This is a genomic window from Agromyces albus, from assembly GCF_004134825.1.
Classification (GTDB): domain Bacteria; phylum Actinomycetota; class Actinomycetes; order Actinomycetales; family Microbacteriaceae; genus Agromyces; species Agromyces albus.
Genome location: NZ_SDPN01000015.1, coordinates 62649 through 87159 on the forward strand (window position 1 = coordinate 62649; position 24511 = coordinate 87159).

Sequence of the window (24511 nt, forward strand, 5' to 3'; positions counted from 1 at the left end):
TGCCCCCACGCCTCGGTCACTGTGCCACGGTCACTATGCCACGGTCACTCGTCGAGCGCAGCGGGCCCCCGGGTGACGAGCACCGCGAATTGCGCAGCGTCGAGCACCCGGATGCCGAGCGCCTCTGCCTTGCCGAGCTTCGAGCCGGCGCCGGGGCCGGCTGCGACGAAGTCGGTGTTCTTCGACACGCTCGACGCCGCCTTGCCGCCCGCGGCGATGATCGCCTCTTGCGCGCCTTCGCGGGAATAGCCGTCGAGCGAGCCGGTGGCGACGACGGTGATCCCGGCGAGCACCCCGCCGGCTGCCGCCGCGGCACCCGGTCCGGGATGGCCCGGCGTCGCGAACTGCACGCCGGCGGCTGCCCACCGCTCGACGATCTCGACGTGCCAGTCGACTCCGAACCACTCGAGCACCGAATCGGCGATGGTGGGCCCGACGCCGTCGACCTCGGCGAGCTCGGCCCGACCGGCCGATCGGATCGCGTCGAGGGAGCCGAAGTGGTCGGCGAGGGCGCGGGCCGCGACCGGGCCGACATGCCGGATGTTGAGAGCGACGAGGATGCGCCAGAGCGGCTTCGTCTTCGCAAGCTCGAGGTTGGCCACGAGCTCGTACGCCGCCTTCGACGGCACGTTCGCCGCGTCGCCGTCGGTTGCGCCCGAATCAGGATCGTAGGGCGGATCGGTGCGCTTGCGCTGGCGACGGAACGGCGCGCGATAGACCGGGATTCCGTCATCGTCGAGCCTCGGCAGCCCGGTCTCGACGTCGCGAACGACGACCTCGATCGGGAACAGGTCGGCGACGGTGAGGTCGAAGAGGCCGGCCTCGGTCGGAAGGGGCGGTTCGCTCGGGACGGCCGGGTGGGTGAGCGCCGCCGCGGACACCTCGCCGAGCGCCTCGATGTCGAGCGCGCCGCGAGAGCCGATGTGCTCGACGCGACCGCGCACTTGAGCGGGGCAGCTCTTCGCGTTGGGACACCGCAGGTCGATGTCGCCCTCTTTCATCGGGCGCAGAGTGGTGCCGCACTCGGGACACCCCGTCGGCATGACGAACGCCCGCTCGTCGCCCTCGCGAAGCTCGACGACGGGGCCGAGCACTTCGGGGATGACGTCGCCCGCCTTGCGCAATACGATGGTGTCGCCGATGAGCACGCCCTTGGCCTTCACGACCTCTTGGTTGTGCAGGGTCGCCTGGCGCACGACGGACCCGGCGACACGCACGGGCTCCATCACGGCGAAGGGCGTGGCGCGGCCGGTGCGCCCTACGCTCACGACGATGTCGAGGAGCTTCGTGTTCACCTGCTCTGGCGGGTATTTGTAGGCGATCGCCCAGCGCGGCGCGCGGCTCGTGGCCCCGAGCTCGTCGTGCAACGCGAGTTCGTCGATCTTCACGACGATGCCGTCGATCTCGTGTTCGACGGCGTGCCGGTGCTCGCCGTTGTAGGCGATGAACTCCTGCACGGCCCCGACCGAGTCGAGCACGCGCACGTGCGAGCTCGTGGGCAGGCCCCAATCGGCCAGCAGGGCGTAGATCTCGGATTGCGACGCGACCGGCGGATTCGGCCAGGCGCCGATGCCGTGCACGAGCATGCGGAGTCGCCCGAGGCGATCGCGCATGAGCTCGAGCTGGGCCGCGTTCTTGCCCTCGGCCTTCTGACGCAGCGACCCGCTCGCGGCGTTGCGCGGGTTCGCGAACTCCCGCTCACCGGCCGCCGCCTGCTTGGCGTTCAGCTCGCCGAATGCGGCGACGGGGAAGAAGACCTCGCCGCGTACCTCGACGAGTGGCGGATGCCCCGTGCCGGCCAACCTCGTGGGGATCGACTTGATCCACCTGATGTTCTCGGTGACGTCTTCGCCGACGCGCCCGTCGCCGCGGGTGGCCGCCGTGACGAGCCGGCCGTTCCGGTACCGCAGGTTGATCGCGAGGCCGTCGATCTTGAGTTCGCAGAGCCAGTGCACGGGCCTGGCCGCCGCCGCCTCGGCGCGGACGGCCCACTCGGCGAGCTCGCCCGGCGAGAACACGTTGTCGAGGCTCAGCATGCGCTCGGCGTGCTCGACGGGCGCGAAGAGGGTGGTCTCGCCGCGGCCACCGACGGTCAGCGTGGGGCTGTCCTGGCTCTGCAGCTGGGGGTAGCTGCGTTCGAGCGCCTCGAGTCGATGCATGAGCTCGTCGTACTCGGCATCGGAGATGATGACGGTGTCGCGCTCGTAGTACGCGTCGCGTGCCTCGTTGATGCGGATCGTGAGGCGCTCCACCTCGTCGGCCGCGTCGGCGAGGCTGATGCCCTGGTCGATGTCGTCGTCCACCACATCGACAGTCTAGGGAGGACCCCCGACGGCTGCGCCATCGGGGGTCTCGCCGCATCGTGCTCCTGCTAGACGACGACCCCGGCGCTGTCGACCTTGCGGTGGTATCTCGTGCCCGCGACGCCGCCGAGAATGGCCCCGCCGAGGCTCGCGATCGCGACGACGATCGCGGTGATGATGCTCGCGGTGGTCAGCTCCCCCTCGCTCACGGGGATGCGCGGGGCGGCGTCGAGGTCACCCAGGATGTCGAACTGGCTGCCGGCCGCCAACGTGAGCAGGGCCGCGACGACCGCGATCACGAGCGCCCACACCCATACGGCGACTCCCTGCCTGACGCCGTTGAACCGGGCCATCCGGCCGGCCACGTAGCCGCCGCACCAGTAGGCGACGAACACGATGACGAGCAGGACGACGCCGCCCACCCATCCGACCATCTCGGGGTTCTGGGTGGCTTCCTCTGCGGCCGCTTCGGGATCCTGGAGGATGCCGAGGCCGATCGCCGCGCTCGTCGCGGCGACGAGCGCCGTCAGGATCACCGCCATACCGGTCGCGGTCAGCCAGCCGAAGAAGGCCGAGCCGATCTTGACACCGCCGAACTGCTCGCGCTGGCGATCGACGACATCGTCCCTGACATCGGCCCGTTCCGCGGGGATCGTCCTCGGATCACGAGCTGCCGCGTCGGCCGAGTCCGTGTACAGCTCGGGGGGCAGGTCTGCCGGCCGATCTGCGGGCCGGTCATAGCGCTCGTCCGGGTCTCTTGGAATGGTCATGGCGATTCCCCCTTCAGGCGCCGCCTGATTCGCGCTCCTCCGCGGCGCACAACGAATCTACGCGCGCCGGCACGGGGCCGCAGGGCCCTTGACAGGCGGCCGATCGGCACCTCTCGCGGAGGGTACGTGAGGCAGAGCGGTACGTCAGGCGGAGGGCTGCGTCATGCGTCGACCGGCACGGCACTCACCGTGCGATCGATCGTGCACTGGCCGAGCACGCGAGTGCCGACGTAGACGACGGCCGTCTGGCCGGGGGCGACACCGTCGAGCGGATGCTGCGGCGTCACGACGAGCTCGCCGCCCGTGACGACCGCCACGGCCGGCACCGGGTCGGCGTGTGCACGGATCTGCACCTCGCACTCGAACGGCGTCGAGGCATCCGACGGCGGCTCGCCGGCCCAGGTGAACCGCGACCCGGCGATCTCGCCGATGGCGAGCGCCTCCTTCGGGCCGACGACGACGGTGTTGTCCTTCGGGCGCACCTCGAGCACGAAGCGCGGCCGGCCATCGGGCGCAGGGGTGCCGAGGTGGAGTCCGCGGCGCTGGCCGACGGTGAAGGCGTGCGCGCCCTCGTGCGACCCGACGACGGCGCCGGTGCGGTCGACGACGTCGCCGGTGGCGGTGCCGACTCGCTCGGCGAGCCAGCCCTTCGTGTCGCCATCGGAGATGAAGCAGATGTCGTGCGAATCGGGCTTCTGCGCGACCGAGAGGCCGCGCCGAGCCGCCTCGGCGCGCACGAGGTCTTTCGAGGGGGTGTCGCCGAGCGGGAAGTACGCGTGCTCGAGCTGCTCTGCGGTGAGGACGCCGAGCACGTAGCTCTGGTCTTTCGCCCAGGCGCTCGCCCGGTGCAGCTCCTTGTTGCCCGCGGCATCCGTCACGATCGAGGCGTAGTGGCCGGTCGCGACGGCGTCGAAGCCGAGCGCGAGGGCCTTCTCGAGGAGGGCCGCGAACTTGATGCGCTCATTGCAGCGCATGCACGGGTTCGGGGTGCGGCCGGCCGAGTACTCGGCGATGAAGTCGTCGACGACGTCGGCCTTGAACCGCTCGGAGAAGTCCCACACGTAGTAGGGGATGCCGAGGACGTTCGCGGCCCTCTGGGCGTCCATCGAGTCCTCGATCGTGCAGCAGCCGCGGCTGCCGGTGCGCAATGTGCCGGGCATGCGGCTGAGCGCGAGATGCACGCCGACGACCTCGTGGCCGGCGTCGACGGCGCGCGCCGCAGCGACGGCGCTGTCGACGCCGCCGCTCATCGCAGCCAGAACCTTCACCGTTCCAGTGTACGCAACCCCGCCTGAGCACCGGCCGGACGGCAGCGAGCGCGCGGCCGCAGCGCCGATCTAGCGGTCGAACGACGTGGCGCGTGCGGCGAGCCCGGCTCGCGAGGCCTGCGCATACGCGCCGGGCAGCGCCGCGAGGAACGCGTCGACGTCGGCTTCGGTCGAACCATGGCCGATCGTGATGCGGAGCGCACCGCGTGCGTCGGTCTCCGAGCGCCCCATGGCCATCAGCACGTGCGAGGGCTCGGGCACGCCGGCCTGGCACGCGGATCCGGTCGACACGGCGACGCCGGCGGCGTCGAGCAGGAAGAGAAGCGAGTCGCCCTCGCATCCCGTGAAGGAGAGATGCACGTTGCCGGGCAGCCGTCCGTCGGGGTCGGGGTCGCCGCTCAGCCGCGCCTCGGGCACTTCGGCGAGCGCGCCCGAGATGACGCGGTCGCGCAACGCCGACATGCGCCGGGCGTCGGCCTCGAGCCGGGCTGCGACGACGGATGCCGCGGCCGCGAACGACGCGGCGGCCGCCACGTCTTGCGTGCCCGAACGCACCTTGCGCTGCTGCCCGCCACCGTGGATGAGCGGTTCGACTGCCGCCGACCGGTCGAGCACGAGGGCGCCGATGCCCGCCGGGCCGCCGATCTTGTGCGCCGAGACGCTGAGGGCGACGATCCCTGTGCCGGGTGCAGCGCCCGTCGACCGTCGAAGACCGTGCACGTCGATGGGCAACTGGCCGTAGGCGGCGATCGCGTCGACGTGCAGCGGCACTCCGGCACGCGCCGTGAGCCGGGCGACCTCCTCGACCGGCTGGATCGTGCCGACCTCGTTGTTGGCCCAGAGCATCGTGACGAGAGCCACGGATGCCCCGTCGCGGGTGAGCGCCGCCTCGAGCGCGTCGAGGCGGATCCGTCCGAGCTCGTCGAGCGGGATCTCCTCGACGAGTGCGCCGTCGTGCTCGGCGAGCCACTCGACGGTGTCGACGGTGGCGTGGTGCTCGCCGGCCGGCACGAGCAGGCGCGGGCGCGAGGCATCCGCCTGCCGGTGCCACCAGAGGCCCTTGATCGCGAGGTTCACGGCTTCAGTGCCGCTGCCCGTGAAGACGACTTCGATGCCGTCGGCGCCGAGCGTGGCGGCGACCTGCTCGCGCGACTCCTCGAGCAGGCGCTTCGCCTGCTGGCCGGCACTGTGGATGGAAGCCGGGTTGCCGACGACGGCGAGGGCTCCGGTGAGCGCCTCGATGGCCTCGGGCAGCATCGGGGTGGTCGCGGCGTGGTCGAGGTAGACCATGACTGCTCCTTCCCGTGTGTTCGTGCGGTGAGCGCTCTCAACGGTGCCGGGCTGCGGGCGTGGTACTGGCTGCCGACGAGGTGACGGCGTCGCTTCGGGCGTCTTCCTACGAACTACTGTAGATCGCATGTCCGCGCCCGACCCCCTCCGCGACCTCGGCGTCCAGGCCGATGCCGACGGCGGCCGCATCCGAATCTGGTCAGAGAACGCGACCTCCGTCGACCTTGTCATCTTCGATCCGAACGACCTCGAATGGGCGACCCACCGCGTCGCGCTCGAGCGCGACGACCACGGCGTCTGGCAGGGGGCATCAGAGGCGCTCGTACCGGGAACCAGCTACGGCCTGCGGGTCGACGGCCCGGCCGGCCCCCCGCACGCGTTCAACCCGGTGCACACCCTCCTCGATCCCTACGCACGCGGCCTCTCCCCCGCCGACGACGGCTCGTGGCGCGGCGCAGTGCTCGGCAACCACCTGGACTGGGGCGACTCGGCGAAGCCTCGCGTGCCGCTCGATCACACCGTCGTGTACGAGACCCACGTGCGCGGGTTCAGCAAGCTGAATCCCGCGATCCCCGAGGAGCTGCGCGGCACCTACGCGGGGCTCGCACACGACTCCTCACTCGAATACCTCACGAACCTCGGCGTGACGACAGTCGAACTGCTGCCCGTGCACGCGTTCGTTCCCGAAGCGCGTCTGATCCGCCAGGGCAAGACGAACTACTGGGGCTACAACACGCTCTCGTTCTTCGCCCCGCACGCACCCTACGCGTCGGCGACCGCGCAGGCCGCAGGCCCCGAGGCCGTCCGGCGCGAGTTCGCGGGCATGGTGAAGCGACTGCACGAAGCGGGCCTCGAGGTCATGCTCGACGTCGTCTACAACCACACGGCGGAGGAAGGGCGTGAAGGGCCGGTCTTCTCGTTCCGCGGCATCGACAACGGCTCCTACTACCGGCACGACGCGCACGGCCGCTACGTCGACACGACCGGATGCGGCAACACCCTCGACTTCGGCCGCGACGCACCCGTGCGCCTCGTGCTCGACTCGATGCGCTACTTCGCCGAGGAACTGCAGGTCGACGGATTCCGCCTCGACCTCGCCGCCACCCTGGCTCGCGACGACCACGGAGGCTTCACGCCCGAGCATCCGCTGCTGCGCGGAATGCTCGAGGATCCCGTGATCAGCACCACGAAGCTCATCGCCGAGCCGTGGGACGTCGGCCCGGGCGGCTGGCAGACCGGCAACTTCCCCGCAGGCTTCACCGAGTGGAACGACCGCTACCGCGACCGCATGCGCGACTTCTGGCTCGGCGACCTGCGCCGGGAACGCGAGACCGGCACCGCCAGCAGCGGCATCGGCCGCTTCGCGACCCGACTGGCCGGTTCGGCGAACACGTTCTCGAACGAGCGCGGACCCCTCGCGAGCCTCAACTTCATCACCGCGCACGACGGGTTCACCCTCGCCGACCTCACGTCCTACGACGTCAAGCACAACCTCGGCAACGGCGAGCACAACCGCGACGGCACCGACAGCAACAACTCCTACAACCACGGCGTCGAGGGCGACACGGCAGACCGGGCGATCCGCGCGGCGCGACGGCGGAGCATCCGGAACCTCCTCGGCACGCTGCTGCTGTCGGCCGGCGTGCCGATGCTCACCGCGGGCGACGAGTTCGGCCGCAGCCAGCGCGGCAACAACAACGCGTACTGCCACGACTCAGAGCTCACCTGGCTCGCGTGGGAGTCCGCGGGCCGCCCGCGCTCGGCGCCCGACCTGCTCGCGACCACGAGGCGCCTCATCCGCTTGCGCGCCGAGAACCCCGCGCTGCGTCCCGTGCGCTTCGGCCGCATCGGCGAGGCGACGCCGAGCGCGTCGCAGATGGACTGGTTCAACGCCGACGGCACCACGATGACGATCGACGACTGGAACTCCCCAGAGGAGCGCACGCTGCAGTACCTCGCGGCATCGACGCCCGAGTTCGAGGCGTTCAACCGCATCCTCCTCGTCGTGCACGCGCACGAGTCCGAGGTCGAGCTCGTGCTCGCCGAGCACGCAGGGGTCTCCGGATACACGCTCCTGTGGGACTCCGCCGATGAGGCGCCGACGGATGCCTCGATCGACCACGCTCCCGGCGATCGCATCACGATGACCGGCCCGTCGATGCGGCTGTTCCGGGCGCACGCGAGCGAGTGATGGCCAAGCGAGCGGATGCCTCGGCCGGCACCCCCGCGACCGCGGCACTCGCTCGCGCGGGCATCGCGTTCTCGACCCACGCCTACGAGCACGATCCCCGCGCCGCCGCATACGGCCTCGAAGCCGCCGAGAAGCTCGGCCTCGACCCGGCGCGAGTGTTCAAGACCCTGCTCGCGAGCGTCGACGGCGAGCTCGCGGTCGCGATCGTTCCCGTCGCGCTGCAGCTCGACCTGAAGGCGCTCGCGCACGCGCTCGGCGCAAAACGCGCCGAGATGGCCGATCCGGCGCTCGCCGCGCGCAAGACCGGCTACGTCGTCGGCGGCATCAGCCCGATCGGGCAGAAGACGGCCCTCCCGACGGTGCTCGACGAGTCGGCCATCCTCCACGAGACGATCTACGTCTCGGGAGGCCGCCGCGGCCTCGACCTCGGGATCGCGCCCGACGACCTCCTCGCGGTGACCGGCGGGCGCTACGCGGCGATCGCCCGATCTCGCGCCTCGTCGGGCTGACGGGCCGACGGCAGCCGGCGCGAGCGCGTCAGCCGGCGACCGCCACGAGGCCGAGTTCGGCAGTGCTCAGGAGCAGCGGATGCCGCGGCACGGCGCGCACCGTGTAGCCGAACGCGCCGGCGCGGTCGAGCACGACCGTTCCCGTGTAGAGGCGCGGCTCGCCTGACGTGGCGTCGCCCGCGTTTTCGGGTGACCCGGGGTTCGACACCGCCGGCGTGAGCACCGCGTGCCGCACCCCGTCGATCGTGTCGCCGTCGTGGCTGCGCCCGTACGCGACCTCGACCGAGACGTCGTCGGGTGCGAGTCCGTCGAGCCCGACATATGCCCGCAAGTGCAGCTCGTCGCCGACATGCGGCTCCTCGACGCCGCCGGACTCGACGTGCACCACCTGCACCCCGGGCCACGCCTGGCGCACCTTGGCGCTCCACGCCGCGAGCTCGCGGGCGCCGCGAGCGTTGTCGGCCAACACGGCAGCTGCATGCTCCGCCGCCGGGCGGTAGAGCTCCTCGACGTACTGCTTCACCATGCGGTCGGCGCCGAGCTCGGGGGCGAGCGTCGCGAGCGTCTGCCGTACCCGGCGCACCCATTCCCTCGGCACGCCGTCGCCGTCGCGCTCGTAGTAGCGGGTCGCGACGCGGTGCTCGAGCAGGTCGTAGAGCGCTGCCGCCTCGAGGGCGTCGCGCTCGGTGGCGTCGCCCGCGGCATCCGCCGACGGGATCACCCAGCCGTAGTCGTCGCCCGCGTACTCGGCCCACCAGCCGTCGAGGATCGACAGGTTCAGCGCGCCGTTCATCGCGGCCTTCATGCCCGACGTTCCACACGCCTCGAGCGGCCGCAGCGGGTTGTTGAGCCACACGTCGCAACCCGGGTAGAGCATCTCGGCCATGCCCATGTCGTAGTCGGGCAGGAACACGATGCGCTCGCGCAGCTCGGGCTGCTGCGCGAACTGCACGAGCTGCTGGATGAGCCGCTTTCCCTCGTCGTCGGCCGGATGCGACTTGCCCGCGATCACCAATTGCACGGGCCGTTCGGCGTTCGTGAGGATCGCCGTCAGCCGCTTGGGGTCGTGCAGCATGAGCGTCAGCCGCTTGTAGGTCGGCACCCGGCGGGCGAACCCGACGGTGAGCGTGTCTGGATCGAGCACGCGGGAGATCCACGTGGGAACCGGGGAGCCCGGATGCTGCACCGCCCACGCCTCGGCGAGGCGCCGGCGAGCATCCTCCACGAGCTGCAGTCGCATGCCGCGCTTCACCGACCAGAACTCGCCGTCGCTGAGCGCGCCGCTCAGCCAGTCGGCGTGCTCGGTGTCACCGGTGCCGAGTCTCGACTCGGCGAGGCCGAGAAGCGCGGGATCGGTCCACGTGGGCGCGTGGACCCCGTTCGTGATCGAGGTGATCGGCACTTCGGCGGCGTCGAATCCCGGCCAGAGGTCGCCGAACATGCGCCGGCTCACCTCGCCGTGCAGTTTCGAGACGCCGTTCGCGTGCTGCGCGAGCCGCAGGCCCATGACAGCCATGTTGAAGGCGCTCGTCTCGGGATCGGCACCGGGTTCGGCACCGAGCGCGAGCGCGTCGGCCGGGTCGACGCCCGGCAGGAGCGAGCTCGAGAGGTAGCGTTCGACGAGCTCGCGGTCGAAGCGGTCGATGCCCGCAGGCACGGGCGTGTGCGTGGTGAAGACCGTCCCGGCACGCACGACCTGCAGTGCCTCGGCGAACGTGAGGCCCTCTGCGATGTACGTCGAGATGCGCTCGAGCCCGAGGAACCCCGCGTGACCCTCGTTCATGTGGAACACGTCGGGAACGGGGCATCCGCTGAGCTCGGTCCACGCCCGCACGGCACGCGCGCCGCCGATGCCGAGCAGGAGCTCCTGCAGGAGCCGGTGCTCGCCGCCGCCGCCGTAGAGCCGGTCGGTGACCGAACGGAGCTCGTCGGTGTTCGCCGGGATGTCGGTGTCGAGCAGGAGCAGTGGGATGCGCCCGACCGATGCCTTCCAGACGCGGGCATGCAGCACACGATCCTCGGGCAGCGCGAGGGCGAGCTGCACGGGCGCGCCGTCGGGACGGCGCAGCACCGAGAGCGGCAGCCCGTCGGGGTCGAGCACGGGATAGCGCTCCTGCTGCCAGCCGTCGTCGCCGATGGCCTGCGCGAAGTACCCGGCCTTGTAGAAGAGCCCGACGCCGACGAGTGGCACGCCGAGATCGGATGCCGCCTTCAGGTGATCGCCCGCGAGGATGCCGAGCCCGCCCGAATACTGGGGCAGGGCCGCCGTGATGCCGAACTCGGGTGAGAAGTACGCAATCGTGCGGGGCGCCTCGGTGGCCAGGGTCTGGAACCAGCGCGGCTGCGAGAGGTACTCCTGCAGTTCGGCGCGCTCGCGCTCGGCCCACGCGACATACCCGGCGTCGGCCGCGAGCTCGTCGAGCCGGGCCGGGTCGACTTCGCCGAGGAACGCGACGGGGTCGCGATGGGAGCTGCGCCAGAGTTCGGGATCGATGTGCTCGAACAGCCGCCGGGTGGGCTCGTGCCATGACCAGCGGAGGTTCCCGGCGAGTTCTTCCAGGGGGGCGAGCGTCGCGGGAACGACGGCTCGGACAGTGAACTTTCGGATCGGCTTCACGGGTCAAGATTAGGTGGGGTGCATGTCGAATGTGTGAACGGCCGGTCGCGACGCGAGCGCGATTCCGCGCTACGGTCGAAACGTGACGACCAGCATCACCCTCGCAGGCCGAATTCCCGTGACGCGGCTCACCCCCGCCCTGCCCGACGACCGCTGGCGGCCGAAGGCCTACGAAGGCGAGGTCGTGCCGTTTCGTGCCACGGTGTTCCGAGAGGGGCACGATCAGGTCGGCGCCATGCTCGTGCTCACGAGCCCCTCGGGCGAGACTCGGCGTGAACGGATGTCTCCGCTGGCGCCCGGCACCGATCGCTGGGAGGCGCGAGTGCTCCTCGGCGAGACCGGCGAGTGGCGCTGGCACGTCACGGGCTTCGACGACGAGGTCGCCACGTGGCGTCACGATGCCGCGCTCAAGGTCGACGCCGGCGTCGACGTCGAGCTCATGTTCGAGATCGGCGCGCGGCTGCTCGACCGCGCGATCGCCGAGAAGTCCCGGCCGCTCGCCGTGCGGAAGCGCCTCACGTCGATCGCGAGCGGGCTGCGCGACGCTGCGGCATCCGTCGCCGTTCGCCGCCCCCTCATCGACGACCCTGCACTCGCCGAGTTCGAGACCCGCCCGCTCGCCCGCATCTCCACCGACTCCCCCGAGCACACGATCCTCGTCGAACGACGTCGCGCCGGCGTCGGCTCGTGGTACGAGTTCTTCCCCCGCTCCGAGGGCGCGAGACGCCTGAAAGACGGCAGATGGAAGAGCGGCACCTTCCGCACGGCGGCGAAGCGGCTCGACGGCGTCGCCGCGATGGGCTTCGACGTCGTGTACCTGCCGCCGATCCACCCGATCGGGGTCACGAACCGCAAAGGCGCGAACAACACGCTGAACCCCGGCCCCAATGATCCCGGTTCGCCCTGGGCGATCGGCGGGCCGCTCGCCGACGGAACGCCCGGCGGGCACGACGCCGTGCATCCCGACCTCGGCACCCTCGCCGACTTCCGCGCATTCGTGCGCCGCGCCGGTGCCCTCGGCATCGAGATCGCCCTCGACCTCGCCCTGCAGGCCTCCCCCGACCACCCGTGGGTCGCCGAGCATCCCGAGTGGTTCACGCAATTGCCCGATGGCACGATCCGCTATGCGGAGAACCCGCCGAAGAAGTACCAGGACATCTACCCGGTGAACTTCGACGACGACCCCGAGGGGATCTTCGACGAGGTGCTGCGCATCGTGCGGCACTGGATGAAGCAGGGCGTGCGCATCTTCCGCGTCGACAACCCCCACACGAAACCGCTCTCGTTCTGGGAGCGGCTGATCGCGACGGTCAACGCGGAGGACCCGGGCGTCGTGTTCCTCGCCGAGGCGTTCACGCGGCCCGCCATGATGCAGGCGCTCGCGATGGTCGGGTTCCAGCAGTCGTACTCCTACTTCACGTGGCGCAACACGAAGCGGGAGCTCGAGGAGTTCCTCTCCTCGGTCGCCGAGGACACCGCGGACTTCATGCGGCCGAACCTGTTCGTGAACACCCCCGACATCCTCACCGAGTACCTGCAGTTCGGCGGCCCGGCTGCCTTCACCGTGCGAGCGACGATCGCCGCGACGGCGGCGCCGACCTGGGGCGTGTACTCGGGCTTCGAGCTCTTCGAATCGGTCGCCAGGCCAGGTGCCGAAGAGGCGATCGACAACGAGAAGTACGAGTACAAGCCGCGCGACTTCGCCGGCGCCGAGCGCCAGGAGGGCCGGTCGCTCGCGCTGTATCTCGGCATCCTCAACGCCATCCGCGCGGCGCACCCGGCACTCGGGCAGCTGCGCAACATCCGTTTCCACTCCAGCGACGACGAGTCGGTTCTCGTGTACTCGAAGCACCTCGACGGCCGCTTCACGCCGACGGGCGTCGATGACACCGTCATCGTCGTCGCGAACGTCGACCCGCACTCGGTCAGGGAGACGAAGGTGCACCTCGATCTCGCCGCGCTCGGGCTCGAGCCCGGCACCCGATTCGAGGCGGAAGACCTCGTCACCGGTCAACGCTGGGACTGGGGCGATTCGAACTACGTGCGGCTCGATGCGTTCACGCGCCCCGCGCACATCCTGCACGTGAGAAGGGGCCCCGATGCCTGAAACGATCGCCACGCCCGTCATCGACGACTGGGTGCTCGCCGCCGTCGGCGAGGGGCGGCACTCCGACCCGCACTCGGTGCTCGGCCAGCACGGATTCACGGCTCCGGCCGATCCTCGGTCGCTCACCGTCATCCGGACCCGCCGTCCACTCGCCGAATCGGTCGAGGCGGTGCTCGACGACGGCGTCGCGCTGCCGCTCGAGCATCTCGGGTACGGCGTCTGGGGAGGCGCTGGAGCGTTCGGTCCCGTCGGCTACCGCGTGCGCGCGAGCTATGGCGACGGATCGGAATGGACGAGCGACGACCCGTACCGGTTCGCTCCGACGATCGGCGAGCTCGACCTGCACCTCATCGGCGAGGGCCGGCACGAGGAGCTCTGGCGCGTGCTCGGCGCACACCACCGCGAGCACTGGGGCGTCGGCGGCGGCGTCCACGGCACGGCATTCACCGTGTGGGCACCGCACGCCCGCGCCGCTCGCGTCGTCGGCGAGTTCAATCGCTGGGACGGCACTGCGCACGCGATGCGCAGCATGGGCGGGAGCGGCGTCTGGGAGTTGTTCATCCCAGACCTCGAGCCCGGCTCGGTGTACAAGTTCGAGCTCCTCACCTCCGCCGGCCATTGGGTGATGAAGGCCGACCCGATGGCCCGGCAGGCCGAGGTCTCCCCCGCGACCGCCTCCGTCGTCAGCGTCAGCAGCCACGACTGGGGCGACGGTGAGTGGATGGCGCGGCGAGCGTCGACGAACGCGCACGAACTGCCCATGAGCGTCTACGAGCTGCACCTCGGCTCCTGGCGGCCCGGCAGGGGCTACCGAGAGGTCGCCGACGAGCTCATCGAGTACATCGACTGGCTCGGCTACACGCACGTCGAGTTCATGCCCCTCGCGGAGCATCCGTTCGGCGGATCGTGGGGCTACCAGGTCACCGGCTACTACGCGGTCACGTCGCGATTCGGCAGCCCCGATGACCTCAAGTACCTCATCGACCGCCTGCATCGAGCCGGCATCGGCGTGATCATGGACTGGGTGCCGGGTCACTTCCCGAAGGATGAATGGGCCCTCGCCCGCTTCGACGGCGAGCCGCTCTACGAGCACGGCGATCCGCAACGCGGGGAGCAGAAGGACTGGGGCACCTACGTCTTCGACTACGGCAACCCCCGTGTGCGCAACTTCCTCGTCGCGAACGCGCTGTTCTGGCTCGAGGAGATGCACATCGACGGGCTGCGCGTCGATGCGGTCGCGTCGATGCTCTACCTCGACTACTCGCGTGAGGCGGGCGATTGGACGCCGAACATCCACGGCGGCCGCGAGCACCTCGAGGCGATCGGCTTCCTGCAGGAGGCCACGGCCACCGCCTACAAGCGGAACCCCGGCATCGTGATGATCGCCGAGGAGTCGACGAGCTGGCCCGGAGTCACCGCGCCGACCACGAGCGGCGGCCTCGGCTTCGGCTTCAAGTGGAACATGGGCTGGATGCACGACACCCTGCAGTACATCTCGAAAGACCCGATGTACCGCTCGCACCATCACCACGACCTCACGTTCTCGTTCCTCTACGCATTCAGCGAGCACTTCGTGCTGCCGATCAGCCACGACGAGGTCGTGCACGGCAAGGGCTCGCTCATTCGCAAGATGCCGGGAGACCATTGGCAGCAACTCGCCAACGTGCGTGTCTACCTCGCGTACATGTGGGCGCATCCCGGCAAGCAACTGCTCTTCATGGGGCAGGAGTTCGGCCAGCTCTCCGAATGGAGCGAGGAGCGCGGCCTCGACTGGTGGATCCTCGACCAGCCCACCCACCGTCAGCTCGCCGAGTTCGTCGGCGCGCTCAATCGCTGCTACCGGCAGAGGCCCGAGCTGTGGGAACTCGACGATGACGCCGCAGGCTTCGAATGGATCGAGGGCGGGGCCGCGGCGCACAACATCATCGCGTTCCTCCGCTACGATCGCGCCGGCAGGCCGCTGCTCTGCGTCGTGAACTTCGCGGGCGTGCCGCACGAGGGCTTCCGGCTCGGCTTGCCGCGGTCGGGCCGCTGGACCGAGATGCTGAACTCGGATGCCGCGGAGTTCGGCGGTTCGGGCGTCGGCAACCTCGGCGGGGTCGACGCCGTCGATCGCCCGTGGGCGGGGCGCCCGGCCTCGGGCGATTTCACGCTCCCGCCGCTCGCGGCGGTCTGGTTCACGCTCGATTCCGGTGGTTGAGTAGCGCCGGGCGATGCCGGCCGCCTATCGAAACCACTGCCGCGGCGCCGGCGACGTCGCGGCTCGGCGGGCTGCCCGTCAGTAGAGCAGGTTGGTGAGGCGCCGGCGCGCGGCGATCACTCGCGGCTCCTCGGTGCCGACGACCTCGAAGAGCTCGATGAGGCGCTCGCGCACCCGGTTCTTGCCGTCGGCGTCGAGGGTCGGGAAGAGCGTGAGCAACCGATCGAACGCGTCGTCGACATGGCCGCCAGAAAGGTCGAGGTCGGCGACGTCGAGCTGCGCGTCGAGGTCGCTGGGCGCCGCCGCAGCGGCGTTGCGGATCGAGTCGAGCGTCTTTCCCGCGAGCCGGCCGAGCAGGTTCGCCTGGGCGAGGCCCGCAACGGCGAGCGTGTCGCGCGGATCTTGCGCCATGGCGGTGCGATAGGCGGATGCCGCGGCCTCGAAGTCGCCGCGCTCGATCGCGTCGTACGCCTCCTGGTGCAGCGGCGGCAGCGGCTCCTCGACGGGCTCCTTCGACTCGCCTTCGGCAGGCGCGTCGCTCGACTCGACTCGCCCGGAGACGCCGTGCTGCGCACCGAGCTCGAGCAGCTGGTCGAACACCTGGTCGATCACGTCGTCGGGCTGGACGCCCGCGAAGAGCGGCACGGGCTGGCCTGCGATCACGGCGACGACCGTGGGGATCGCCTGCGCCTGGAACGCCTGGACGAGCTGCGGGCTGCGGTCGGCATCGGCGGTCGCGAGCACGATCCGGCCGTCGCGCGCTCGCACGAGTCGTTCGAGCGACTCGACGAGGGTTCGCGACTGCTCGCTCCACGAGGCCCAGAGCGCGACCACGACCGGCACGGTACGGGAGAGCTCGAGCGTGGAGCCGAAGGCCGCGTCATCCGTCTCGAAGACGATGGCGTCGCCGGACGCCGCGCCGGCGGGGCCGGCCGGCTCCTGCTGGCGCTGCACGAGCGCCGACAGGTCGACGGCTCCGCGCAGGCCCGGACCGTTCGGGGAAATGGGGTTCGTCATGGGACCTCCGAGGCTCCGATGAGGCTCTCGGACCAGCCGAGCAAGCGGATCTGCTCGCCTTCGCCGGTGCCGACGCCTGGGACGTAGAAGAGCAATTGGATACCGATCACGCGCTGCACGCCCTTGGCACTTGCCCCGGTGAACCCGGACAGGGCGGCGCCTGGGGCACCTGCCTCGAAGGCGATCGTGCCGCCGTCGTTCGGCGTGACCTTCTCGGTCTGCTCGATCGACACGGTGACGAGCGCTCCCGCGTTGTTCGTCGCGAGCGCGACGGTGGGACTGTCGCCGACCACGTTCGAGAAGTTGATGTCGGCCGTGGGAGGCAGGCCGTCACGGATCGCCTGCTGGCCGGTGACGCCGAGCTGCTCGCGCAGCACGTCGCCCTCGGGGTCGAACATCGACGCGAACGCCGACTCGTCGCCGTTGAGCAGCACGTCGCCATATGCAGAGGCGACCTGGCCCGTCGGCATCACGAGGCCCTTGTACTCGGGGCTGATCGGCGACGCGCCGACGACCGCGGGCGCCACCGCCGGAACGTCGGCGTCGGGAGCGAGTGCCATCGCGTACTCGATCCGGTAGTTCTCGCGAGGCGATTCCTGGGTGAGCACGAGCGCGGTCGGCGCGACCGTGGGGTCGTCGGCGTTCTTCGCGATCGTGAGCACGGTTCGCGGCCATCCGGTGGCCTGCTGCGGCAGGGTCAGGGTGAGCGGCGAAGCGGGGATCGCCGGCGGCGCGGGGTGCTCGGGCAGCGCGCCCCGGATGGCGTAGTTCGCCGTTCGGGCTTCGAGCGCGGGACCCGTGAAGCGCTGCGCTGCCGCGTCGGCATTGCCCGCAGCGTCGACCTCGTTCGCGAACACGGCGATGCGGCGCATGATGCGCTCCATCTGGGGCACGGTGACCGCGGGCTGGGCGCCCTCGTCTTCGGACTCTTCGGCCGGCTCGCCCGTGACGGCGGGCACCGCCGGCGCGCTCGTGGCCGGGGCGTCGCCGCCCTGGTCGAAACTCGGCCAGTAGTCGGCGGAGCAGGCGCTGAGCACGAACGCTGGGAGCACGAGGAGCGGCACGAGCGCAACTCGCTTCGAGCGCCCGATCGCGCGTCGGCCGCCGCCCGTCAGCTGGCTGCGGCGCGTCGACGGCGGCTTCGGTGCACTCGGAAGCCTGCCGCGCGGCCCCTTGGGAAGGTTGCGCCGCGGGCCGCGGGAGCGGCGATGCCGCGCGAACCCGGAGATCAGGAGCCATGAACCGGCGAGGAAGACGAGCGCGCCACCGGCGATGAGGGGTCCTGCCCAAGGTGTCGAGTTGTCGAGCGGCCAGGCGATCGACAGCCGTGACGGTACGGGCTCTATGCCGTCGGACGCGATGATCACCGAGATGCCATCGGGCATGTCGACCGTGGTCGTGAGACTGTTCTCGTTGGTGAACTCGTCGAGCCAGAGGTCGGAGCCTGCAGGCGACACCGCGGCCTCCTCGGTCTCGACAGGGGCATCGGGCGTCGGCGTCGGCGTCGGCTCCTCGTCGATCGTCTCGTCGTCGGCGGATTCCGCGGTGACGACCTCGCTCACGAGCTCATCGGACTCGGGGTCGTGCTGCACGGCGATGTACGGCGAGTCTCCGAGCCATGCCTCCACATCGGAGCTGCGACCGTAGGCGAGGAAGACGGTGTCTGCGCCCGATACGGTGAGCGTCTGCTTGCCCGGGTGCGCTGCGAGGACCTCGGGTTCGAGGACGATGTAGTCGGCGTCGCCCTCGACCTCGGCTGAGAGCGATACCCGGTCGGGATCGAGGAGCACGGTGCGCTGGGCGATACCGAGCCCGATCATCACGGCCGCAGCGATGAACGCCACGATTGCGAAGACGAAGCGCACGAATTACCTCCAGTGCCGCGGTGGGGGGCGGCTTCCGACAAAGACATTCCACACTACTGGCGGTGTCTGGGAGTCTCCTAACCGCGAGCTGTGCAGGACGTGTCATTGAGACCTGTGGAGGACGTGTCATGCCGAATGCCGCGTGCCCGTACAATCGGATCACATCCCGCATGCGCCCCCACGAACGCGGGACACGATCCCGGAGGAAGAATGTCCGTCGAAGAGACCGAGTTCACGCAGGTGTTCCGCGGGTATGACAAAGACGAAGTCGACCAGAGCATCAACGGTCTTCGTCGCGAGATCATCGCCGCGAACAATCAGTCTGCTGAGAACGCCAAGGAGAACAAGCGGCTCCTCGCCCGCATCGAAGAGCTCACCGCCGAGCTCGAAGAGGTCGGCAGTCCCACGTTCTCCGGACTCGGCACCAAGCTCGAGAACACGCTCCGGGTCGCCGAAGAGCAGTCCACGAGACTCATCGCGCAAGCCGACATCGATGCCGAGAAGCTCCGTCGCGCCGCCGAAGACGAAGCGCACCTCATGCGCTCCGACGCGCACGAGCTCGCAGAGCGCACGCTCACCGAGGCACGTGCCCAGGCCAGCCGCATCCTCGAGAACGCGCGCGCCGAAGCCGACGACATGATCTCCCGCTCGCAGGAGTCGAGCGAGCAGCTCCGCCAGGACGCGGCACGCGACGCGGCAGCCATCCGCGGCGCCGTCGCGACCGAGACCGCCGAGCTGCGCACGAGCGCCAAGCGCGAGTCCGCGGCAATGGTCGCGGCAGCCGAGCGCAAGGCGTCCGAGATCCTCGTCGCCGCCAACGCAGAAGCCACCGAGGCCCGTGCGACCGCCGCCGGCCTCACCCAGGAGACCGAGCAGACCCGCGCCGAGGTCGCGATCGAACTCGATCGCGCTCGCGCAGATCTCGCTCGCGAGACCGAGCAGGCCCGCATCGATCTCGCCTCCGAGACCGAGCAGGCGCGACTCGACCTCGCCCGCGAATCGGCCGAGGCCCGCGCCGCGATCGATGCCGAGATCGCCGAGCGTCGGGCCGCCCTCGTCCACGAACTCGAGCAGGCCCGCACCGACCTCGACCGCGAGCTCGAGGCCAGCCGCGCCGAACTCGCCGAGCAGCGCGAGCAGGCGAAGGTCGACCGTGAGCGTGAAGCCGAGGCGGCTCGCTTGAAGATCCAGCACGAGCTCGAGCGCATCCGCGCCAAGCACGCCGCGGACCTCGAGCAGATGCGCGCCGACCTCTCGCTCGAGCAGGAGCAGGCTCGCGCCGACTTCGACGCCGAAGCGGAGCAGGCCCGCATCGATCTCGACAACCAGCTCACCGCGATGCGCAAGAAGACCACGCACGAGGTCAACCGCATGCGTCGCGAGATCGAGAAGGCTCACCTCGACCTCGAGTCGGAGCTCGCCACCAAGCGCGACGAAGCCGAGCAGGAGCTGCTCGAAGCGCACCAGGAGGCCGTCGCACAGACGCAGAAGTTCCTCGACGACGCCAACGCCGAGCTCGCCGAGGCGGTCGCCCGCACGGCGGAGAGCCGCGCCGAGGCCGACCGACTCGAGACCCAGGTGCGCACCGAGATCGCCAAGGTCCGCGACAAGGCCGACGACGAGGCGCGCGACCGCATCGCCGCCGCGCACCAGCAGGCTCGCAAGCTCATCTCCGACGCCGAGGAGCGCACCCGCGCCCTCGTCGCCGACGCGGAAGACCGTCTGTCGCAGATCAAGATCGAGCGCGACGCGGTCGCCGGGTACTTCGAGAGCCTGCGCGGTGTGCTGACGCAGGCCGAGCAGGTGGCCGCGCAGAGCCGTCGCTAGACCGAGAGACCGCGTCGCCCCAGTGAAGATCCAGAACGCGTTCCGCATCGGTCTCGTCGGAACGCTCGGGGTCGGCCTCGGCCTGCTCATCCTCACGTCGCTCGCGACGCTGTCGACGATCATCACCTACATCGGCGCGGCACTCTTCCTGGCCCTCGGCCTCGATCCGGCGATGAGCTGGCTCGAGCGCCGAGGGCTGCCGCGCTGGGCTGCGATCATCATCGTGATGACCGGGGTCGGCCTCCTCGTCGCCGCCCTCGTGCTGGCGGTCGTGCCGATCATCGTCGACCAGGTCAGCCAGCTCGTCGACGAGCTGCCCCGAATCGTCGCTCGTGTGAACTCGGAAGACTGGATCGAGGCGCTCAAAGAGCAGTTCCCGCAGGTCCCGATCGACGAGATCAACGCGCAGATCACGAGCGGACTCACCGACTTCTTCACGAACCCCGACAAGCTGAGCGAGCTCGCCGGCGGTGTGCTCCAAGTGGCCGTCGCCATCGGCACCGGCGTGTTCGCCGTCATCATCGTGTTCATCCTCATGCTGTACTTCGCGGCGTCGCTCAACACGATGAAGCGCGCGACCTACCAGCTCGTTCCGGCGTCCAACCGTGAGCGGTTCGCCGACCTCACCGAGCAGATCACCCAATCGGTCGGCCGCTACGTGCTCGGGCAGGTCTCCCTCGCCGCCGTCAACGGCATCCTGAGCTTCATCTTCCTGTCGATCATCCGGGCCCCGTTCCCGGCCGTGCTCGCCTTCATCGCCTTCCTGCTGTCGCTCATCCCACTGGTCGGTACGCTGACGGGCTCGATCATCATCGTGCTCGTCAGCCTCATCCCCGGGCTCGGTTCGCCGCTCACCGCCCTCGTGGCCGCTATCTACTACCTGGTCTACATGCAGGTCGAGGCCTATGTACTGAGCCCTCGCATCATGAACCGCGCGGTGAAGGTACCGGGCGCGATCGTCGTGATCGCGGCGCTCGCCGGCGGTTCACTGCTCGGCATCCTCGGCGCGCTCATCGCGATCCCCGTCGCCGCGTCGATCCTGCTCATCATCAAGCAAGTCGTGGTGCCGCTGCAGAACGAGCGGTGACCCCGGTCTCACACGGCCGCCGGCTTCACCTTCACGTACCGTCGTGACGTCGGGCGACCGGTGTTCAGCCGGTCGCGGCCGGCCACGTCGTCGGCAGCGGCGACGCGGCAGGATTCACCGTCGCGACGATCTCATCGAGCACCCGGCGCGTCTGCGCCTCACCCACCCAGAGGTGTCTGCCCCCTGCCACGTCGATACGCCGGATCTTGGGGAGTGCCGCGAATCGCACTGCAGCCTCGGCCGGTCGCAGGTAGTCGTCGTGCTCGGGAATGAGCGCGACGAGCGGCGGTGCGGCGTCGTTCCATTTGTGCAGCTCCGCCTCGCTCGTGCGATGGAGCGGCGGCGAGAGCAGGATGGCACCGTCGATGCGGTGCTCGAGTCCATACTTCAGTACGAGCTCGGTGCCGAATGACCAGCCCAGGAGCCATGGATGCGGCAGGTGGCGCTGCTCGACGAACGACATCGCCGCTGCGACATCCGCTCGCTCCTCGATGCCGTGGCCGAATTCGCCATCGCTCGTGCCACGAGGCGAAGAGGTGCCTCGCGTGTTGAAGCGAAGCACGGCGAGATCGGCGAGGGCCGGGAGCCGTGCAGCCGCCTTCCGCAGGATGTGCGAGTCCATGAAGCCGCCGGCAGTGGGCAGCGGATGCAGCGTCACGAGCGTGGCGACGGGCGCCCGCTGTTCAGGCGTGGCGAGCTCGCCGACGAGCGTGAGCCCGTCGTTCGTGTGCAACTCGATCTCCTCGCGAATGGCGGGCAGTTCGACGCCCGCGCGGATCTCGACGGGTGCTTCGTTGTCACTCACGGGCTTTCGATCCTCCAACAGTGGATGTGCCAATGCCGACGCGCTGCGAGATCGGCTGCATCTCCGAGCACCCCGTCGCCGCGCCAGGCCACGAGATGCGCAATGCCCGGTGCGACCTCGAGGCCGCATCCCGGGCAGAGATACGCCTTCACGGCTTGCGCCTCGGAGACGGGCTGCACGTTCCATTCACGCCCGCCGCGCACCTCGGTGCGGCGCCAGCCCGTGGTGAGCCGCTCGACATCGAGCTCGGGATGCCCCTCACGCGCACGTGCCGCGCGGCCCCGGGATCGGTTCGCGCGCACCATGGTTCCAGTCTAGGCGGGCCCCGGGCGCGCACTGCGCGGGCGCGACGGCGGCGCGAGTTTCAGTACCAACCGACGTCGGTCGAGTGCGCCCACGCGCCGCACGGCGTGCCGTAGCGCCCGCTGATGTACATCAGACCCCACTCGATCTGCGTTCCTGCGTTCGTCTCCCAATCGGCGCCCGCGATGGCCATCTTCGAACCCGGGAGGGCCTGCGGGATGCCGTAGGCGCCGCTCGAGGCGTTGTACGCGTTCACGCGCCAGCCCGACTCCTTGCTCCAGAGCGCTACAAGGCAGTCGAACTCCGACGATCCCCAGCCTCGCGCTGCGACGGCTCCTGCCGCGTACGCCTGCGCGGAGCCGGGATCGGGCGTCACGGCGGGCGGAGCCCAGCCACTTGCGCTGTCGGTGCCGGCGGGCGCGAGCTTCACGGGCTCGGGCTTCTTCGCGACGACGTAGGTCTCCTGGCCGATCTCGATCGAGTGGTCATCGCCGACCTCGACCGTCTGGGGCTGTTCGCCACCGAAACGATCGCCGTCTCGGTTGAAATCGGATGACGCGGTGGCGCCCGAGTACGGGTCGACGACGTTCACGAGCAGAAAGCTCACCGAGGCGAGGAAGGCGAATGTGACCGAGGCGGCCTGCTTGACTCCGCCCTGCTTTCGAGTGCCCGATGTCGGCGGGCGCCGCGCTTCGCCTATCTCGTCACTCCCAGCATCCGTAGCCACAATTCGTCGAGTGTATCGGAGGGCGTGCAGACGCGTCGAACCGATCGGCGGGGAGTCATCGAACGGCGAGCATCACGTCGACGACAGCGTCGAGGACGAGGTCGACCTGCGACTCGCGGTAGCCGCCCCGCTGCGTCTTGAACACCACCGTCCGCACGTCGTCGAGAGAGACGGGCCATCCGTCGCGGAAGTATCGCGTGAGCTTGTCGGCGAACCGGTCGACCTCACGCGTGCTGTACCCGAGTACGAGCGGGTTCACCCGATCGAAGCGCTGGCCCTGTGGGCGCGCGAGGCGGTTGGAGATGACCTGCGCCGTTGTGCGGGCCTCGCGGAGCCACGCCTCGTTGCCGTGCAGCCGAGCCGCGACTTGCCGCTCCTGGGCCGCGAACGCGTCTTCCAGTCGCTCGAGGGCCGCATCGACGTGGGCGGTGGAATAGCCGCCCTTCTGCATGGCGAACGCGGTGAGGCGGATTCGCTCCGACGTCAGCGGCGGGTCATCCGGTCGCGCCGTGCCGTCGTAGGCGCGACGCGCGACCTGGAGGAACTCCTCGACCTCGGTCGTGTCATACCCGAGGCGCGGCTTGCGTGTGCGGGGGAAGGTGGCGTTCACCGCACCATTATCGCGGACGATCAACCGAAGATCCGGAAGGCGACGAATGCAACTGCGGCCGACGGAAGGATGGAGTCGAGCCGATCGAGGAACCCGCCGTGACCGGGCAGCCACGAGCTCATGTCCTTGATGCCGATGTCGCGCTTGACGAGCGACTCGACGAGGTCTCCTAGGGTCGCACTCAGGAAGATCGCCGCGCCGAAGATCAGACCGAACCACCACGTGTTGCCGAGCATGAGCGTCGAGAGGAGCACCCCGGCGAGCAGACTCGTCGCAGCGCCGCCCGCGAAGCCCTCCCACGTCTTCTTCGGGCTGATCACCGGCGCCATGGGGTGTTTGCCGAACATGAGCCCGAAGGCATAGGCGCCGGTGTCGGCCGAGACCGCGGTGACGATGAACGCGAGCGTCCACCATTGGCCGCCCTCGGCCGCCGTGAGCACCACGGCGAAGGTCGCGAGGAACGTGACGTAGCCCTGCACGAACGCGCCGGCCGCGATATCGCGCACGAGTGCTCGTCGTGTGGTCGCCCGGAAGGCGGGAAGGGCCTGCTCGGCGAGCCGCCAGATGGTCACGACGACGACGCCGCCGAGTACCGCGAGCAATTGGCCGCCTGCTCCCCCGTAGTAGGCGATCGGAACCGCGACGACAGCGGCGATGACCGTCGGGATACGGGGAACCAGGAAGCCGCCCTTGCGAAGCGCTTGCGCCAGTTCATAGCTCGCGAAGCCGGCGATCACGACCGCGAAGACCATGAAGAGCTCTTTGATCACGAGCAGGCTCAGCAGCAGCGCACCGCCGAAGGCGAGGCCGATGATCACGGCGAGGATCAGGTTGCGGCCGGTGCGGGCGTTGATCTTCTCCTGCGCATGGTCGAACTGCGCCTTCGACGCCTCGAACTGGCGCTCGAGATCGGCCTTCCTGGCGTGCACTTGCGCGCGGAACTCGTCACGCGAGGTTCGCTCATGCCCCCCGGCGTCCGACTGATCCTCTTCTGGGACGCCCGACATGATGTTCC

18 protein-coding genes are annotated in these 24511 nt (G+C 69.9%); 6 read left to right on the forward strand and 12 right to left on the reverse strand.

The features are described from left to right. Positions 1–44: 44 nt before the first annotated feature. The 4 genes from ligA to ESP51_RS10020 form a co-directional block, all read right to left on the reverse strand. Positions 45–2306, reverse strand: a complete 2262-nt coding sequence (gene ligA, locus ESP51_RS10005) for an NAD-dependent DNA ligase LigA (protein ID WP_422386839.1) — start codon at positions 2304–2306, stop codon at positions 45–47. A gap of 65 nt (positions 2307–2371) precedes the next feature. Continuing rightward, a complete protein-coding gene (locus tag ESP51_RS10010; RefSeq protein WP_129520762.1) occupies positions 2372–3073 on the reverse strand; it encodes a hypothetical protein in 702 nt (233 codons plus the stop codon). Positions 3074–3234: 161 nt separating this feature from the next. Continuing rightward, on the reverse strand, positions 3235–4341 hold the full coding sequence (gene mnmA / locus ESP51_RS10015) for a tRNA 2-thiouridine(34) synthase MnmA (protein ID WP_241843095.1): 1107 nt from the start codon (positions 4339–4341) through the stop codon (positions 3235–3237). 69 nt (positions 4342–4410) lie between these two features. Beyond that, positions 4411–5631 carry a cysteine desulfurase family protein gene (locus tag ESP51_RS10020; RefSeq protein WP_129520763.1) on the reverse strand — a complete coding sequence of 407 codons (1221 nt, stop codon included), beginning with the start codon at positions 5629–5631 and terminating at the stop codon, positions 4411–4413. Between the two features lie 127 nt (positions 5632–5758). Here ESP51_RS10020 and glgX point away from each other — a divergent pair, with 127 nt between their 5' ends. Further along, on the forward strand, positions 5759–7822 hold the full coding sequence (glgX, locus tag ESP51_RS10025) for a glycogen debranching protein GlgX (RefSeq protein ID WP_129520764.1): 2064 nt from the start codon (positions 5759–5761) through the stop codon (positions 7820–7822). Next, the gene (ybaK, locus tag ESP51_RS10030) at positions 7822–8331 is read left to right on the forward strand and encodes a Cys-tRNA(Pro) deacylase (protein ID WP_129520765.1); all 510 of its coding nucleotides are present in this window, start codon (positions 7822–7824) and stop codon (positions 8329–8331) included. The genes glgX and ybaK overlap by 1 nt, the downstream gene beginning before the upstream one ends. A gap of 28 nt (positions 8332–8359) precedes the next feature. Here ybaK and glgP read toward each other — a convergent pair whose 3' ends face one another. Beyond that, a complete protein-coding gene (gene glgP / locus ESP51_RS10035) occupies positions 8360–10948 on the reverse strand; it encodes an alpha-glucan family phosphorylase (RefSeq protein ID WP_129520766.1) in 2589 nt (862 codons plus the stop codon). An 82-nt stretch (positions 10949–11030) separates the two neighbouring features. Here glgP and ESP51_RS10040 point away from each other — a divergent pair, with 82 nt between their 5' ends. Continuing rightward, complete coding sequence (locus tag ESP51_RS10040) at positions 11031–13055, forward strand: maltotransferase domain-containing protein (RefSeq protein WP_206737269.1); 2025 nt, start codon at positions 11031–11033, stop codon at positions 13053–13055. Next, a complete protein-coding gene (gene glgB / locus ESP51_RS10045; protein ID WP_129520767.1) occupies positions 13048–15255 on the forward strand; it encodes a 1,4-alpha-glucan branching protein GlgB in 2208 nt (735 codons plus the stop codon). Before ESP51_RS10040 ends, glgB begins: the two co-directional genes overlap by 8 nt. Before the next feature lie 78 nt (positions 15256–15333). Here glgB and ESP51_RS10050 read toward each other — a convergent pair whose 3' ends face one another. Both ESP51_RS10050 and ESP51_RS10055 read right to left on the reverse strand, forming a co-directional pair. Next, positions 15334–16272, reverse strand: a complete 939-nt coding sequence (locus tag ESP51_RS10050; protein WP_129520768.1) for a tetratricopeptide repeat protein — start codon at positions 16270–16272, stop codon at positions 15334–15336. After that, on the reverse strand, positions 16269–18137 hold the full coding sequence (locus tag ESP51_RS10055) for a DUF8094 domain-containing protein (RefSeq protein WP_129520769.1): 1869 nt from the start codon (positions 18135–18137) through the stop codon (positions 16269–16271). Before ESP51_RS10055 ends, ESP51_RS10050 begins: the two co-directional genes overlap by 4 nt. Before the next feature lie 210 nt (positions 18138–18347). Between ESP51_RS10055 and ESP51_RS10060 the strand changes: the two genes are divergently transcribed. Together ESP51_RS10060 and ESP51_RS10065 are read left to right on the forward strand one after the other, a co-directional pair. After that, the gene (locus tag ESP51_RS10060) at positions 18348–19964 is read left to right on the forward strand and encodes a DivIVA domain-containing protein (protein ID WP_129520770.1); all 1617 of its coding nucleotides are present in this window, start codon (positions 18348–18350) and stop codon (positions 19962–19964) included. 22 nt (positions 19965–19986) lie between these two features. Next, positions 19987–21051, forward strand: a complete 1065-nt coding sequence (locus tag ESP51_RS10065; RefSeq protein ID WP_129520771.1) for an AI-2E family transporter — start codon at positions 19987–19989, stop codon at positions 21049–21051. A 64-nt stretch (positions 21052–21115) separates the two neighbouring features. Here the strand turns inward: ESP51_RS10065 and ESP51_RS10070 are convergent, their stop codons facing one another. Genes ESP51_RS10070 through ESP51_RS10090 form a run of 5 tightly spaced genes read right to left on the reverse strand, consistent with a single transcriptional unit; the run spans position 21116 to position 24503 of the window. Beyond that, positions 21116–21856: an alpha/beta hydrolase gene (locus ESP51_RS10070; RefSeq protein ID WP_206737270.1), complete on the reverse strand. Its 741-nt coding sequence runs from the start codon at positions 21854–21856 to the stop codon at positions 21116–21118. After that, entirely contained in the window at positions 21853–22161 is a 309-nt protein-coding gene (locus ESP51_RS10075; protein ID WP_129520772.1) for a hypothetical protein, read from the reverse strand. Before ESP51_RS10075 ends, ESP51_RS10070 begins: the two co-directional genes overlap by 4 nt. A 59-nt stretch (positions 22162–22220) precedes the next feature. Next, a complete protein-coding gene (locus ESP51_RS21045) occupies positions 22221–22886 on the reverse strand; it encodes an aggregation-promoting factor C-terminal-like domain-containing protein (protein ID WP_241843096.1) in 666 nt (221 codons plus the stop codon). Between the two features lie 55 nt (positions 22887–22941). Beyond that, positions 22942–23496, reverse strand: coding sequence for a DivIVA domain-containing protein (locus ESP51_RS10085; protein ID WP_129520773.1), 555 nt, complete (start codon positions 23494–23496; stop codon positions 22942–22944). A gap of 20 nt (positions 23497–23516) precedes the next feature. Then, positions 23517–24503, reverse strand: a complete 987-nt coding sequence (locus ESP51_RS10090; protein ID WP_129520774.1) for a phosphatidate cytidylyltransferase — start codon at positions 24501–24503, stop codon at positions 23517–23519. Positions 24504–24511: the final 8 nt, after the last annotated feature.

What these genes read in the sequence shown, in the direction of transcription:
- glgB (WP_129520767.1), top strand. Translation starts at nt 13,048, where the DNA reads ATGCCTGAAACGATCGCCACGCCCGTCATCGACGACTGGGTGCTCGCC.
- ESP51_RS10090 (WP_129520774.1), bottom strand. Translation starts at nt 24,503, where the DNA reads ATGTCGGGCGTCCCAGAAGAGGATCAGTCGGACGCCGGGGGGCATGAG.
- ESP51_RS10060 (WP_129520770.1), top strand. Translation starts at nt 18,348, where the DNA reads ATGTCCGTCGAAGAGACCGAGTTCACGCAGGTGTTCCGCGGGTATGAC.
- ybaK (WP_129520765.1), top strand. Translation starts at nt 7,822, where the DNA reads ATGGCCAAGCGAGCGGATGCCTCGGCCGGCACCCCCGCGACCGCGGCA.
- ESP51_RS10010 (WP_129520762.1), bottom strand. Translation starts at nt 3,073, where the DNA reads ATGACCATTCCAAGAGACCCGGACGAGCGCTATGACCGGCCCGCAGAT.
- ESP51_RS10050 (WP_129520768.1), bottom strand. Translation starts at nt 16,272, where the DNA reads ATGACGAACCCCATTTCCCCGAACGGTCCGGGCCTGCGCGGAGCCGTC.
- ESP51_RS10075 (WP_129520772.1), bottom strand. Translation starts at nt 22,161, where the DNA reads ATGGTGCGCGCGAACCGATCCCGGGGCCGCGCGGCACGTGCGCGTGAG.
- ESP51_RS10020 (WP_129520763.1), bottom strand. Translation starts at nt 5,631, where the DNA reads ATGGTCTACCTCGACCACGCCGCGACCACCCCGATGCTGCCCGAGGCC.
- glgX (WP_129520764.1), top strand. Translation starts at nt 5,759, where the DNA reads ATGTCCGCGCCCGACCCCCTCCGCGACCTCGGCGTCCAGGCCGATGCC.